We start from the raw sequence: 13,781 nt of genomic DNA on the forward strand, positions 1-13,781 counted from the left end.
TGCATTCCCAGGGGCTTTCACGTCTGTTCGCCGAGGCGAACCGGCTTTAGAACATCTGCCAATCCGACGCACCGTCGGGCAGGTCATACAGACCGCCCTGGCTGTTCTTGATCACGACGGGGTCGCCGCTGCCGAACTGGTCGTAGAACCACTGCGCGTTGGCCGGGCTGAGGTTGATGCAGCCGTGGCTGACGTTCTCCTCGCCCTGTGAGCCCACCGACCACGGCGCGCTGTGCACGAAGATGCCGCTGTTGTCGATGCGGACCGCATCCTGCACCTTGAGCTTGTAGCCCTCGGCCGAATCGACCGGCACGCCGTAGGTGGAGGAGTCCATCACGATGTCGGGGAACTTCTCCAGCACGTAGTACGTGCCGTTTCGGGTCTCATGCTTGCCGTCGGACTTGCCCATCGACACCGGGAAGGTCTTCTCGAGCTCCCCGTTGCGCCTGATCTCCATCTGGTGCGTGGAGTCGTCGATCGTCGCCACCAGGTAGTCACCCACGCGGAAGCTGGACTTGGTGCCCGCCGCGTCGATGTTCACCACCGTGTTGGCGGGCCAGAAGTCCTGCGGCCGCCAGCGCAGCTGGGTGTCGGTGACCCAGTAGAAGCGGCCGGGCACCGGCGGATTCGACGTGATGCGAACCGCGTCCTGGGCCATCTGCCGGTCGGCGATGGGCCGCTGGAAGTTGATGTAGATCGGTTTGGCCACGCCCACCATCGAGCCGTTGACCGGGTTGAACGACGGCGGCAGGAACGGCGGCTGCCCGGTGAACGGGGTCGGGTTCTGGCCGGCCGGGGTGCCTTCAGGTATCACGGCCGGCGCACCGTAGTTGTTGACGACCGGCGGCGCGGCCGGGTCGACCGCCGCGGGCGCCGCCGGGGGCGCTCCCGGCACCGGGAAGACGGGCGCCGGTGGCGGTGGTGGTGGTGCCGGTTCTGCCAGAGCAGACGGGCTCGTGACCAGTCCGCCGACCAACCCAGCCGCCATGACTGCGGTGATCAGCCTGCGTTTTGCCGATTTCGGCATGCTTTACCTCCAGACAGCACAACTTGATCCAGTGTCGCACAGCGCGGAGACCAGCTACGGCCGCAAGAGCTCGTCACACCCCGACATCGACCGAGTCCACGGCGCTGAACTGCGGTGTTAATCGCGCCGAGGGTGTCGCGCGTTACTTATCGCAGGTGGGGTAGGAAACGCCGAAAACGCCGCGGGTGGCCAGCACACCGCACATTGCGACGATGATCAGCACCGCGGCAGTGCCGATCATGACCGTCAGGCCCGCGCTGTCGTATATCCCGCCGCCCGCCAGCGCACCGCCCATGATGCCCACCTGGAATGCGGCGACATACAGGCCGGAGGCGCCGTCGGGATCGTCGGGCGCGGTACGCATCGCCGACGCCTGCAACATCGGTGGCAGCGCGGTCGAGGCGGCGCCCCACAACACCACGGCCGTCACCCCCAACAGCACGGTGGTGAGCCCGGGGCGCTGGTCGAAGGCCAGTACCGCCAGCGTCACCAATGCCGCGGCCAAGGCGGCCAGACAGCCGACGACAGACGCTTTCGGCCAGTGGTCCAGCGGCCGGGCCATCACCGCCATCGCGATGAGCCCGGCCACGCCGAAGCCGACCAGCAGCCAGGCCAGGTGCGGCCCGTGCACGCCCACCACGTCTCGGATGATCACCACGATGAACGTGTAAGCGATGAAATGCCCGGTCACCCCGATCAACGTCAGCACCGACAGCACCACCAGCCGGGAGTTGCGCCGGTGCTTGCGCGGCGTCGCAGTGGTTTCCCGCACCGACGGCATGGGCGGCAACGTCACCAACGCGGCCAGCGTCACCACCGACGCGGTGACCGCTACCGCCACCACAGCCAGCCGCCACCCCCACAGCGCGCTCAGCGCCGCGGTGAGCGGGTTCCCGACCACCAGCGCCAGGCCGGTGCCCACGTACACGGCCGCGGTGGCGCGTCCGGCATGACTCGGTGGGACCAGCCGGGCACCGATCGGAGCGATCACCGACCACATCAGGCCATGCGTGAGAGCGCACAGCACCCGGCCACCGGCCAGCACCGCGAAGTTGGGTGCCATCGCGGAAATCACCTGGGAGACAGTCAGACACACCAAAGTGACGACCAGGGTCCGTCGACGCGGCCAGTGCGCGGTGACCCGCACCAGAAGGACCGTGGTGAGCGCGGCGACCAGTGCGTACGTCGCCATCAGGGTGGCGACCAGGCCCTCACTGACCTCAAGATCAGTGGCGATGGCCGGCAGTGCGCCGACCGGCAGAATTTCGGCGGTGACGTAGACGAATGCCGCCGCCGCGAGCACCGTGAGCTGAATGGCGACGCGCGGCGTCCACGGGCCTGTTCGCGCCGTCAGCGATTCCACGGTCATTGGGTTGCACGGTAGTGGCTAGACGTTGCTGGATACCTCGGCGCGCACAATCGATGACGTGATTGTTGCCTTCAGTGTCAGCCCGACCGGTGGGGACGACTCCGGCGGCGTCGGAGCCGCGGTGGCCGAGGCGGTACGGGTGGTCCGCGAATCCGGGCTACCGAACGAAACGAACGCCATGTTCACCAATCTTGAAGGCGACTGGGATGAAGTGATGGCGGTGGTGAAACAGGCCGTCGAGGCGGTAGCAGCGATGTCGCCCCGCGTCAGCCTCGTGCTCAAGGCCGATATCCGTCCCGGCCACACCGGACAGCTGACCGCGAAAGTGGAGCGGATCGAACGGGAGCTGGGGCCCTAAGAGCGCACCAACCGCGCGATCGCGGCCGACGCTTCCGCGAGCTTCGCGTCGGCCTGGTCCCCGCCTTCTGCGACGGCCTGGCTGACGCAATGCCCGAGGTGTTCCTCCAGCAGGCCGAGCGCCACCGACTGCAGTGCACTGTTAACGGCGCTGATCTGCGTGAGGATGTCGATGCAGTACTTGTCCTCGTCGATCATCTTCGCAACGCCGCGGACCTGGCCTTCGATTCTGCGCAGCCGTTTGGCGTAGTTCTCCTTCTGCGGCGAGTAGCCGTGTACAGCCGAACCCTCAGCGACATCCATCACCCCATTATACCGGTACCCCACCGGGGTATGTATATCGGTTTGGCCGGGAGAAATGGCGCGGGGCATACTTGCAGCCATGTCTTCTGCGCCCTCAGGACACCGGATCGATATCAAGCCCCGCAGCCGCGACGTCACCGACGGCCTGGAGAAGACCGCCGCCCGCGGCATGCTGCGGGCGGTAGGGATGGGCGACGACGACTGGGCGAAACCGCAGATCGGCGTCGGCTCGTCGTGGAACGAGATCACCCCGTGCAACATGTCGCTGCAGCGGCTCGCCCAGGCCGTCAAGGGCGGCGTGCACGAGGCCGGCGGCTATCCGCTGGAGTTCGGCACCATCTCGGTCTCCGACGGCATCTCGATGGGCCACGAGGGTATGCACTTCTCGCTGGTTTCCCGCGAGGTCATCGCCGACAGCGTCGAGACCGTGGTGCAGGCCGAGCGCCTGGACGGGACGGTGCTGCTGGCCGGTTGCGACAAGTCGATCCCCGGCATGCTGATGGCCGCCGCCCGGCTCAACCTGGCCTCGGTGTTCTTCTACAACGGATCGATCATGCCGGGTCTGGCCAAGCTGACCGACGGTTCCGAGAAGGAAGTCACCATCATCGACGCCTTCGAGGCGGTCGGGGCATGCGCGCGTGGGCTGATGTCGCGCGAGGACGTTGACATCATCGAGCGCGCCATCTGCCCCGGCGAGGGTGCCTGCGGCGGCATGTACACCGCCAACACCATGGCCTCGGCTGCCGAGGCACTCGGCATGTCGTTGCCGGGCAGCGCGTCTCCGGTCGCGATCGACAAGCGGCGCGACGAGTACGCACGCAGATCCGGTGAAGCCGTGGTCGGGATGCTGCGCCGCGGGATCACCACCCGCGACATCCTCACCAAGGAAGCGTTCGAGAACGCCATCGCCGTGGTGATGGCGTTCGGCGGGTCCACCAACGCGGTGCTGCACCTGCTGGCCATCGCGTGGGAGGCCGGCGTCGAACTGACCCTGGCGGACTTCACCCGCGTCGGCAACAAGGTCCCGCACCTCGCCGATGTGAAGCCCTTCGGCGCGTACGTGATGAAGCACGTCGACGAGATCGGTGGTGTGCCCGTCGTCATGCGGGCCCTGCTGGATGCGGGCCTGCTGCACGGGGATTGCCTGACCGTCACCGGTCAGACCATGGCCGAGAACCTGGCCCATATCGAACCGCCGGACCCCGACGGCAAGGTGCTGCGGGCGATGAACAACCCGATCCACCCCACCGGCGGCATCACGATCCTGCACGGGTCGCTGGCACCCGAGGGCGCAGTGGTCAAGTCGGCCGGTTTCGACTCCGATGTGTTCGAGGGCACCGCAAGGGTTTTCGAACGCGAACGGGCGGCCCTTGACGCACTCGAGGACGGCACCATCACCCACGGCGACGTGGTCGTCATCCGCTACGAGGGCCCCAAGGGCGGGCCGGGCATGCGCGAGATGCTCGCGATCACCGGCGCCATCAAGGGCGCCGGGCTGGGCAAGGACGTCCTGCTGATGACCGATGGCCGGTTCTCCGGCGGAACCACGGGGCTGTGCGTCGGTCACATCGCCCCCGAGGCCGTCGACGCCGGACCCATCGCATTCGTGCGCGACGGTGACCGAATCCGCCTGGATGTCGCCAACGGCACGCTGGACCTGCTTGTCGATGAGGCCGAATTCGAGTCACGCAAGGCCGGTTTCGAGCCACTGCCCCCGGTGTACAAGACTGGCGTGCTGGCCAAGTACACCAAGCTGGTCGGCTCAGCTGCCATCGGTGCCGTCTGCAGCTAAGGGGGTCCCCTTGCACCGCGAGCGTGCGTGTCTGCAGGCCAACACCCCGCAAAAAGCCAGCATTTCGTGCACCCTCGCGGGCCCGGTAAGGTGACGATCGGGCGCGCAGGACCGCCCGACGTCCGCTCGAAGAGGCCCAGCCTCCCTGCAGGTTGTATTGCCATGTGACCGACCTCTTCTCGGCCCGATTCGCGGACGCGGGCATATGAGAGGAGGCCGTCATGGCCAGCTGTCTGCCCAATAACCCGTCGCTCGAGAAGCTGCGCGACGAGGCCCGAAAACTCCAGCGCGCAGTCACCACCGGCGACAACCAGGCGACAGAGGTCGTCGGCCGTCACCACCCGCGACCCGATGTCGCCCTCGCCAACGAGCACTTCGCACTGCACGACGCCCACCTCACCGTGGCACGTGTCTACGGCTTCACCGGCTGGCCCGCGCTCGTGCACTTTCTGCAACTGGCCGCCGATCTCAGTGTCGACCCCGGGACGCTCGACGAGGACAACCTCGGGACAGCCGACCGGTTCTGCTCGTGGGCATCGTTGCGTTACAACGAGACTGACGCTCCCCCGCGCTGGCAGGCCGCCGCCGATCTGCTCGTGAGCACACCGGATCTGGTCGACAAACACGTATGGGCGGCCGCGTCGGCCGCGGACCCGAACGCGCTGGCCGTGCACCTCGCCGAACAGCCGGCCTTGGCCACAACAGGAGGTGGCCCGTTCGGTTGGGTCCCGTTGCTGTACCTCTGCTACTCACGGGTTCCATTGCGCGGCAAAGACAATGACGTGCTGTCCGCGGCACAGTTACTGCTCGACGCCGGCGCCGACCCGAACGCGGGCTACCTGTGGTGCGGCTTGTCGACGCCGTTCACCGCACTGACCGGGGTGTTCGGCGAGGGTGAACAAGGACCACGTAGACAACCGCGGCACCCGGCTGCACCCGAGCTGGCCGCGCTGCTGTTGAGCCGCGGCGCGCATCCCGTCGACCAGCAGACGCTCTACAACCGGATGTTCCGCGCCGACGACTCGCACCTGGAAGTGCTGTTCGCGCACGGCCTGGCCGACGCCGGACCGAGCCCATGGGAACTCAAGCTGGGCGAGGCCATGGAAACCCGCGAGCAGATGTGGCACCGGCAGGTCACCTGGGCCGCCGAACACGGATTCACAGACCGACTCGACCTTCTCGCCAACAACGGAATCGACACCGCCGGCGTCGAAGTCGTCGTACCGGCCTTTCTGGACGACCCGAACGGCCGAGACGAGGAGGGCGCGACTGCGCTGCACCAGGCCGCCTGGTCGGGCGACCTGGGTTTGATCCACCGGTTGCTCGCTGCGGGTGCCGATCCGTCGATCACCGATGAGCGTTTCGGGTCGACCCCGCTGGGGTGGGCTGAACACGCCTATCAGACCGAGGCCGCCGATCTGCTGCGCCGCGCTAGTCAGTAGAGCAGAACGAATGATGTTCGTGGGTAACGACCCAGCGGCCGTCGCGCTTGCGTAGCCCGATGGTCAGGCGCAGCCGGTTCTCTGGATTCGCTTCGAATTCGGCAGGCATGCCGCAGCGCAGCAACGCGTAAGCGAACGCCACGTCGTCGCCCGCCGTCACATCCAGTTCGACGATCTCGAAAAGCGCACCCTGGCGCTGCCACTCGAAGAACGGCGGCCAGGATTCACGGTAGGCCTCGATACCGCGCACCCCCTCGTGTGGCGGTGGCACGTCGAACATCACGATGTTCGGATCATGGTCCGCCAGAACGGTCTTCAAGTCCCCGTCATGCACCGCCTGGGCCCAGCGGGTGATCAGGGCGCGGACGGCCTCGTCGTCAGTCATGGGAGCGGCGCACCTTCCGTTCGGCGGCGCCCGGCGCTGACACGAGGACGTAGCCGGCGCTGGCGAACAGGATGGGCAGCATCGCCATCATTCCGTAAACCGCGGTCATCGTGTCACCTCGCTCCTACCCGCCTGTCGTTCCTTAGTGTCTTCTACGAGGTAGACCGTTACACGGTTCAGAACTCATCGCATCAGGAATCTCTGGTGAGATCGTCGTCAGGGACGGCCTTCTCGTCCGTCACCGCAGGCCTTTCAGGCCCGCCTTGATGATCGCGGCGAGCTCTTCGCGTGAGCTGGCGCCGACCCGCTGACAGGCCCGGTAGAGGTGGCCCTCCACGCTTCGCACCGAGACGAACACCCGATCGGCGATCTGCTTGTTGGACAGCCCGGCGGCGACGAGTTCGGCGATCTCGCGTTGCCTGCGGGTCAGCGGCTGCCCGGCTGGATTGCGTAGCGCCGGGGTGCACAGGCCGCCGCAGTCCTCGGCGATCTGCTGGGCGACGGCGGCAGCCGACATGCCGCGTTTGCGCTGCCCGGCAGCGCTGAACGCAACGGCGGCCTGGGCGGTGGCATCGGCAGCGGTGGCCGGGTCACCGATGGCCTGGTAGCCGGCTGCCGCGGCGAGCAGGCCCGCGCCGTCGTTGGCGTCCAGCGCTTCGAGGTGGCCTGCCACTGTCGCGGCCAGCGGCAGTCCGAGCAGGTCGGCGAGTTCGCGCGCCCGAGCGGCGCCTGACGCGTCGCCCCATTGCCCAGCGGCCTGCAGGCAGGCCAGCTCGTGGGTCGGCTGGTCACGTTCGGCAGCCGCGCGGGCAGCATCGAGGACGACGCCGATCGCGTCGGTCAGTAAGCCGCCGGAAGCCAGGGTCCACCCGGTGACCAGCGACAGCGCCGTCTGCATGAACACGTAATCGTCGGGCACGCGGGCCTGTGCCAGCGCCTCCTCGGCAGCGGCGGTCTCGCCGAGCTTGGCGTGCGCCTCTGCCAGGGCGAAACAGCTTGCTGCGCGCAACCCTGTTGTCACGGCGTGGTTTTCAGCTCCTGCGAGCGCCTCGTGCAGGTGCTTGACGGCATCGGTGACGGCGGCGCGCACCAACTCCGCATGCCCGAGCAGGAACGCTAGGTTCGCATAGGCGAGTCCAGGCATGTCACGCGCCGACTCATCCAGGCGGGCAGCCATTTTCACACATTCGTCGATGCGGCCCGTCAACCGGCAGGCGCGGGCGTGAACCGCCCCGAACCAGAACCGCATCGGCGACGATTCAAACGATGTAATGGCCCGGTCGATCGCCTGTTCGGCCACCGCCGGGATATCGTCGACCTCCCCCAGCGCACCGAGCGCCATCATGAGCGCCAGCGAGGCCATCATGGCGTGGAAGTCGGTGAGACCACCGGAATTCAGAGCAGTCCTGGCGTTTTCCTCGGCGCTGCGGCAGTGACCTAGCACTGCGTCGACGCACGCTTGCACCGCAAGGCGTTCCATCCGCTGGCTATCGGATTCGACTGTCACAGTGAGCTTTTCGAGAAGTTCGGCGGCATCCCGTGGCCGGCCGAGCATCCAAGTCAGGTTCACCGCACGCAGCGTCGTCCAGTGATGGCTGTCTGGTCGATCGCCGCTGCTGATCTCACTCAGCACGGCCTCAGCCTCGTCGCCCCGGCTGAGCAGGATCAGCGTCATCGCCCGCATCGGCGCTGCCTCGGGCGCACCACATTCGGCTGCGGCAGCGGCGAATCGATCAGCCGCCGCGGGATCGAGCAGGGCAGTGGCGCTGCGAGCGGCGGTCAGATACAGCTCCGGGTCCGGCGGCAGATTGGAATCCAACGTCAATAGCGCCCGGCGCACGGTTGCGCGCATATCTCGGTCCGGCGCGGCACCCAGTCGCTGCGCGAGCTTGCCGCGGATCTTCGACAGGTACATCTCACCGGCGGTCGCCCTGCGCAGCTCGCCGTACAGCGGATGCGCCAGCCGGACCACGAGGTCTCGGCCTGCCCGTTCGACGGTGACCAGGTGCATCTGCTCGGCAGCGTCGAGATCGGGCGGATCCACCAGGTCGCAGAGCAGTCCGACATTGAGCGGCTCACACTGCGAGAGCGTGTCGAGCACCAGGGCCAGGCCGGGGGTGAGCCGGCCGAGCCGGCGGCCGACCATGTCGGTGATGCTCTGGGACACCGCCACGTCACCGTCCCACATCCACACCCCCGCCGATTTGTGCATCCGCCCTGCTGCGAGCTGGTCCTTCACCAGCTGCAGCAGATACAGGGCGTTGCCTCCGGTGAGCTTCCAGAACCGGTGCGTGCTGCGACTGTCCACGGTCCCGGCGACCATCGATTCGACCAGCGTTGTCGCGGCGGCCTCCGACAGCGGTTCCAGGTCGATCCGGTCCAGCAGGCCGTCTTTCCACAGCGCTGTCACCGCGTCGGGCTCCGGCCCCCCGGATCGGGCGGTGACGACGAGCCGCACCCCCTGCGTCAGTGCGAGTTGATGCAGGACGTGCGCGGACAGACCGTCGAGCAGGTGGGCGTCGTCGACGCCGATGACGACCTTCCCCTGACGTTGTTGTGCGACAAAGGAGTCGATCACCCGGCGCACATTCGGCAGTGGATCGCACATGGTCTGGGGGATGGACCCGGTGAAGACCCCCAGCGGGATCGCCCGTGCCGATTCGGTTCCCACGAACCATTTGGTGCTGTGGCCGGATGCCGCCGCGTGGCCGAGCGCTTCGCGTGCCAGCCGGGTCTTACCGACGCCGGCGCTGCCGACGATCACCACACCGTGATGGTTGCCGGTCCCGCCCAGGGCACGACGGATCGCTGCCAGTTCCCGGTCACGCCCCGCCAGCTTCATCTCAGCAACCCGTTGTCGCCATCACCCCATTACCTGCGAATGCCCAGGATATGGCGTAAAACGGCGCCAAGTATCAAATTGGCAGAACATTCCCGCGCAAATTTTCGGGCGGCCGGGAATTCCGGTCGGATACCGAGCGGCAAATGCTCACGTTGGCGGAAAACCGAAATACCGCAGAATGTCGATCATGGAATTCGCCGGCCGCCTCGGCGCGCGTGAGCAACTCCGCTGGTTCGGAACGCTGTTCGCGATGGGGTTGGTCTTCCACTATTCAGACAGCCAACCTCTTGTGGTCGTGCCTGCGCTACTGGCCAGCCTGCCTGCGTTGATATTTCCCGGCTCGGTCGCGGCTGTCGGTGTGGCCGTGGCGGCCGGTGCGACGGTGGCAGTGCTGAATCTGCCTGCCGCGTCGAACCACTTGTTGTTGAGTTTTCTCGTCGCGTTGGCACTCGGCGCGGCGGCATTGTGGGCGCTGACCACCCGGAATCGACCGAACGTGCCGGGCGATTTCGTCGAGCGCTGGCTCGATGCCACGCGCAACCCTGCCGGCCTCGTGTTGCTTGTGGTCTACCTGTTCACTGTCTTCGACAAGTTGAACACCGCCTACTTCACTCCGGCGACCTCATGTGGCGGCGAGTTGTTAGGCCAGCTCATCTGGCTCAATGGCGTCGGCGACGTCGTGCTGAGCCCGGCGATCGCGCAGTTCGCCGCCATCGCGACGGTTTTGATCGAAGCCGCCATTCTCGGGTTCCTGGCGGTGCCCCGGCTGAGGTGCTGGGGCGTGCTGCTGGGCGTCGCTTTCCACTCGATACTGGCGCTGGCCTCGTTCTATGACTTCGCCACGATCGTCTTCGCGGTGTATGTGCTCCTGGTCCCGGCCGAAGTGTTCGCCGCGTTGGCACCACGTACTGCCGGGTTGCGACGGCTCGCGCTCAGTGGTTTCGCAACGCACGTGCTGCTGAGCCTGGTGGCCGGCTTCGCCGACGAGCCGACCAGCCCGATCGGTCTGCCATGGCACACCCTGCTCGTGGCCACCTGGTTCGTCGCCGTCGGCCCGCTCATGTTCACACTCGTACGCGGCTACCTTGCCGCACAGGCTGCGGGTGTCCGCACGCCGGCCTGGCGGCTGCGGCCCGCGGTGCTGCTGCTTGTCCCGCTGCTGGCGTTCGCCAACGGTGCGACGCCCTACCTGGGGCTCAAGACGGTCGCGAACTATTCGATGTTCAGCAACCTGCACACCGAGGAGGGCAGCACCAACCACCTGCTCCCGGGAGTCACCGCCGTCCAGTTCGCCGGCTACCAGCGTGACACCGTCACAATTGTCGGCCTGGAACTGCCGGGCGAGGTCCAGTTGGATGCGCTGCACCGCGCGCTGGGCGGCCTGACGCACCTGCGACGGCAGACCCGCTGGATATCGGAGGAGCCTCCGGTGCGCATTCCCTGGCTGGAACTGCGACGCACGGTAGTGCTCTGGCGGGCCGCGGGCATCAGCGGCATCCGCATCGCATACTTGCGCGACGGCGTGCGCCATGTGGTGGACGATGCCGGCACCGATCCGGTGCTGGCCGCACCGCTGCCGTGGTGGCAGTCTCGCCTGATGGCATTTCGCGCCGTCGATTCAGGCCTGGGCCCCGACGTCTGCCGATGGTGAGGCACAACGTCGACGCCGAGCAGTACGCTGAATCCTATGACCGAAGCACAGATCGACCAGGCGCTCGAAGACCTCGTCGAAGGCGAGAAGAACTGGGCGACAATGCCTTTGGCTGCACGACGGCGGCTACTGGACGAAGTGCGCGCACTGACGGTCCAGCACGCCGCCGAATGGGTGGACGCGGCCGTCGGAATCAAGCAACTGGACCCGTCGTCACCGCTGGTCGGCGAGGAGTGGATCTCCGGGCCTTACTCACTGGCCACCGGCCTTGGCGCGTTGTCCGAGAGCATGGCCAAGCTGGAGGCCGGCCGCAGCCCGCTCGACGGCGTCGAGTTCGGCACTGCCCCTGGCGGCCGTACCACCGTTAAAGCCCTGCCACTCAACGTCTTCGACAAGTTGTTGCTGTCGGGTTTCAGCGCCGAGGTGTGGCTGCAGCCCGGTGTCGAGCGGGCCGAAGCCGTCAAGGCAGCGGGCCTGGCGCAACGCGATCCAAGCCACACCTCCGGCGTCGGGGCGGTGCTCGGTGCAGGCAACATCTTCTCGATCGCCCCGCTCGACACGATCTACGAGCTGTTCGCGAACAACCGCGTGGTGGCACTCAAGCTCAACCCGATCACCGATCCGTTGCTCCCGGTGCTGGCCAAGGTGGTGGCACCATTCATCGCCATCGGCGCGGTTCGAATCCTGACCGGCGGTGCCGAGGCAGGCACCTATCTGGTCCGGCACAAACTGGTCGACCACGTGCACATGACGGGCAGCGCCCTGACGTATGACGCCATCGTGTTCGGCACCGGCGAGGAGGGTGCGCGCCGCAAATCCGCCGACGAGCCGGTACTGGACAAGGAGATGACGGCTGAACTCGGCGGTGTATCGCCGACGATCGTGCTGCCGGGCGAGTGGAGCAAAGCCGACATCGAGTTCCAGGCCAACCACGTCGCCACCCAGCGGTTGCACAACAACGGCTACAACTGCGTGGCGGCTCAGGTGGTCGTGCTGTCCAAGCGGTGGCCTCAGCGCAACGAGTTTCTCGCGGCGCTACGTAAGGCCGTGACCGATGCACCGGCACGGTCCCCGTATTACCCCGGCTCCGCTGACCGGGTGGCCGGCGCCGACGCGTCCTACCCCGACGCCGAGCATTTGGGCGCCCGCGTGTTGGTCGTCAATCCGCCCGATCGCGCAGCTCTGCTGTGCACCGAATACTTCGGCCCGGTCCTCGGTGTCGTCGAATTGGATTCGACGGGTGCGGATTTCGCGCAGGAGGCGGTCAATGTCGCCAACGACGAGTTCGTCGGCACCCTGGGCATCAACATCATCGGGCACCCGGACACCATCGCCGGCCTTGGCAGTGAATTCGACCGGCTCGTCGAGCAGTTGCGCTACGGGACGGTGGCGATCAATGCGTGGACCGGCGTCGGCTACCTGACGCCGACAGCAACGTGGGGCGCCTACCCCGGTCATCCCCGCAACGACATCCAAAGCGGAACCGGCGTGGTGCACAACGCATTCCTGCTCGACAAGCCGGAGCGCACCGTGGTCAGGGGACCGTTCCGGCCGGCGCCGCGTTCGATGCTGCACGGGGAATGGTCGCTGTCGCCCAAACCGCCGTGGTTCGTCAACAACCGGACCGCGGCGACAACGGGTCGGCTACTGGTCGAGTTCGCGGGATCACCGAGTTGGAGCAAGCTGCCGGCGATCTTCGCCTCTGCGTTGCGGGGCTAGCCGGAAACCGCGGGCGCCGCAGGGGCCCGCAACAGCCGTTGCGAACAATCAAGTAGCACGCGGTGCAGCTCGGCGTCGTCGACGTCGTTGAGCTCGGGATCGGTTGCGCTACCGTAGATCCCGGCCGAAAGCATCGCTATGACGATCCGGCCGGCGGTATCGGGTTCGGGCCCCAGCAGGATGGTGGTGAGCCGTTCGATCGTGTCCTGAAGTTCCTCGCGACTGTGGACGAGGCTGTCGGTGGCGGGGTCGCCATGGAACACCGCGGTGAGCCTGCGGTGCCGGACGGCCAGTTCGACCATACCGCTCACCGCGACCTCGCGTTGGGCGTCCGGCGTCGACATCACCTCGGCGATCCTGACCAGGCGCGCGATGTCGTCGAACACCGGCTGCACGACTGCCAGCACGATCTCGTCCTTGGAATGGAACTGGTAATAGACGGCGGCCTTGCTTACCCCGAGCCGGTCGGCGATCATCTGCAGCGATGTCCCGTTCACGCCGTGCTCGGCAAAGAGGGCAAGTGCCGCCTCGAGCACCCGCTCGCGCGCAAACCCGCGCGGCGCTACCGCCTTCGCCACACCCGTCCCTTCGTCGCGCGGGAGCCTACCCAAGGGGCCCAAATCACGCTGTCAATTAACTAAACTAACTTGATTGAAGTTAGCCGACTGTATAGGTTTCATTTGACATCCGGCAAGGACATCTGCGAGAAGGCGCTGCGTAGGTGACCGCGTCCCTCTCCTTCGAAAGGCCGACCCGCGAAACATGAAGCTGCTGAAGCGGTTTTGGATTCCGTTGCTCATCGCGGTGGTGGTGGTGGTCGGCGCGTTCACCGTCATGCGGGTCCGGACATTCTTCGGCAGTGGCGACGGGACGGGGATGGCCAGCGCCAAGGTG

At 66.8% G+C, this 13,781-nt stretch carries 12 protein-coding genes; 6 read left to right on the forward strand and 6 right to left on the reverse strand.

Going from position 1 to position 13,781, the window contains the following annotated elements:
• Positions 1-46: 46 nt before the first annotated feature.
• Both ABQF30_RS17155 and ABQF30_RS17160 read right to left on the reverse strand, forming a co-directional pair.
• Positions 47-1,027, reverse strand: coding sequence for a L,D-transpeptidase (locus ABQF30_RS17155; protein ID WP_448465836.1), 981 nt, complete (start codon positions 1,025-1,027; stop codon positions 47-49).
• A 142-nt stretch (positions 1,028-1,169) separates the two neighbouring features.
• Positions 1,170-2,396 carry an MFS transporter gene (locus ABQF30_RS17160; protein ID WP_448465838.1) on the reverse strand — a complete coding sequence of 409 codons (1,227 nt, stop codon included), beginning with the start codon at positions 2,394-2,396 and terminating at the stop codon, positions 1,170-1,172.
• A gap of 58 nt (positions 2,397-2,454) precedes the next feature.
• Here ABQF30_RS17160 and ABQF30_RS17165 point away from each other — a divergent pair, with 58 nt between their 5' ends.
• Complete coding sequence (locus ABQF30_RS17165) at positions 2,455-2,754, forward strand: MTH1187 family thiamine-binding protein (RefSeq protein ID WP_448465840.1); 300 nt, start codon at positions 2,455-2,457, stop codon at positions 2,752-2,754.
• Here ABQF30_RS17165 and ricR read toward each other — a convergent pair.
• Positions 2,751-3,056 carry a copper-sensing transcriptional repressor RicR gene (gene ricR, locus ABQF30_RS17170; protein ID WP_448465842.1) on the reverse strand — a complete coding sequence of 102 codons (306 nt, stop codon included), beginning with the start codon at positions 3,054-3,056 and terminating at the stop codon, positions 2,751-2,753. The two genes, ABQF30_RS17165 and ricR, sit on opposite strands and share 4 nt — an antisense overlap.
• Positions 3,057-3,135: 79 nt before the next feature.
• On the opposite strand from ricR, the gene ilvD reads away from it, so the two are divergent.
• Positions 3,136-4,848, forward strand: coding sequence for a dihydroxy-acid dehydratase (gene ilvD, locus ABQF30_RS17175; protein WP_448465844.1), 1,713 nt, complete (start codon positions 3,136-3,138; stop codon positions 4,846-4,848).
• 221 nt (positions 4,849-5,069) lie between these two features.
• Positions 5,070-6,290, forward strand: coding sequence for an ankyrin repeat domain-containing protein (locus ABQF30_RS17180; RefSeq protein WP_448465846.1), 1,221 nt, complete (start codon positions 5,070-5,072; stop codon positions 6,288-6,290).
• Here the strand turns inward: ABQF30_RS17180 and ABQF30_RS17185 are convergent.
• Both ABQF30_RS17185 and ABQF30_RS17190 read right to left on the reverse strand, forming a co-directional pair.
• Positions 6,280-6,675: a nuclear transport factor 2 family protein gene (locus tag ABQF30_RS17185; RefSeq protein WP_448465848.1), complete on the reverse strand. Its 396-nt coding sequence runs from the start codon at positions 6,673-6,675 to the stop codon at positions 6,280-6,282. The two genes, ABQF30_RS17180 and ABQF30_RS17185, sit on opposite strands and share 11 nt — an antisense overlap.
• Positions 6,676-6,913: 238 nt before the next feature.
• A complete protein-coding gene (locus ABQF30_RS17190) occupies positions 6,914-9,517 on the reverse strand; it encodes a LuxR C-terminal-related transcriptional regulator (protein ID WP_448465850.1) in 2,604 nt (867 codons plus the stop codon).
• A gap of 187 nt (positions 9,518-9,704) precedes the next feature.
• On the opposite strand from ABQF30_RS17190, the gene ABQF30_RS17195 reads away from it, so the two are divergent.
• On the forward strand, positions 9,705-11,168 hold the full coding sequence (locus tag ABQF30_RS17195; protein ID WP_448465852.1) for a hypothetical protein: 1,464 nt from the start codon (positions 9,705-9,707) through the stop codon (positions 11,166-11,168).
• A gap of 36 nt (positions 11,169-11,204) precedes the next feature.
• Positions 11,205-12,887, forward strand: coding sequence for an aldehyde dehydrogenase family protein (locus ABQF30_RS17200; RefSeq protein ID WP_448465854.1), 1,683 nt, complete (start codon positions 11,205-11,207; stop codon positions 12,885-12,887).
• Here the strand turns inward: ABQF30_RS17200 and ABQF30_RS17205 are convergent.
• A complete protein-coding gene (locus tag ABQF30_RS17205) occupies positions 12,884-13,465 on the reverse strand; it encodes a TetR/AcrR family transcriptional regulator (RefSeq protein ID WP_448465856.1) in 582 nt (193 codons plus the stop codon). The two genes, ABQF30_RS17200 and ABQF30_RS17205, sit on opposite strands and share 4 nt — an antisense overlap.
• Before the next feature lie 184 nt (positions 13,466-13,649).
• Here ABQF30_RS17205 and ABQF30_RS17210 point away from each other — a divergent pair.
• Positions 13,650-13,781, forward strand: a 132-nt coding sequence (locus ABQF30_RS17210) for an MmpS family transport accessory protein (RefSeq protein WP_448465900.1), incomplete at its 3' end; no start/stop codon positions are given.

This window comes from Mycolicibacterium sp. XJ870 (assembly GCF_053483975.1).

Coding starts and splice junctions, on each gene's coding strand:
- ABQF30_RS17155 (WP_448465836.1), bottom strand. CDS start 1,027: ATGCCGAAATCGGCAAAACGCAGGCTGATCACCGCAGTCATGGCGGCT.
- ABQF30_RS17160 (WP_448465838.1), bottom strand. CDS start 2,396: ATGACCGTGGAATCGCTGACGGCGCGAACAGGCCCGTGGACGCCGCGC.
- ricR (WP_448465842.1), bottom strand. CDS start 3,056: ATGGATGTCGCTGAGGGTTCGGCTGTACACGGCTACTCGCCGCAGAAG.
- ilvD (WP_448465844.1), top strand. CDS start 3,136: ATGTCTTCTGCGCCCTCAGGACACCGGATCGATATCAAGCCCCGCAGC.
- ABQF30_RS17180 (WP_448465846.1), top strand. CDS start 5,070: ATGGCCAGCTGTCTGCCCAATAACCCGTCGCTCGAGAAGCTGCGCGAC.
- ABQF30_RS17185 (WP_448465848.1), bottom strand. CDS start 6,675: ATGACTGACGACGAGGCCGTCCGCGCCCTGATCACCCGCTGGGCCCAG.
- ABQF30_RS17190 (WP_448465850.1), bottom strand. CDS start 9,517: ATGAAGCTGGCGGGGCGTGACCGGGAACTGGCAGCGATCCGTCGTGCC.
- ABQF30_RS17195 (WP_448465852.1), top strand. CDS start 9,705: ATGGAATTCGCCGGCCGCCTCGGCGCGCGTGAGCAACTCCGCTGGTTC.
- ABQF30_RS17200 (WP_448465854.1), top strand. CDS start 11,205: ATGACCGAAGCACAGATCGACCAGGCGCTCGAAGACCTCGTCGAAGGC.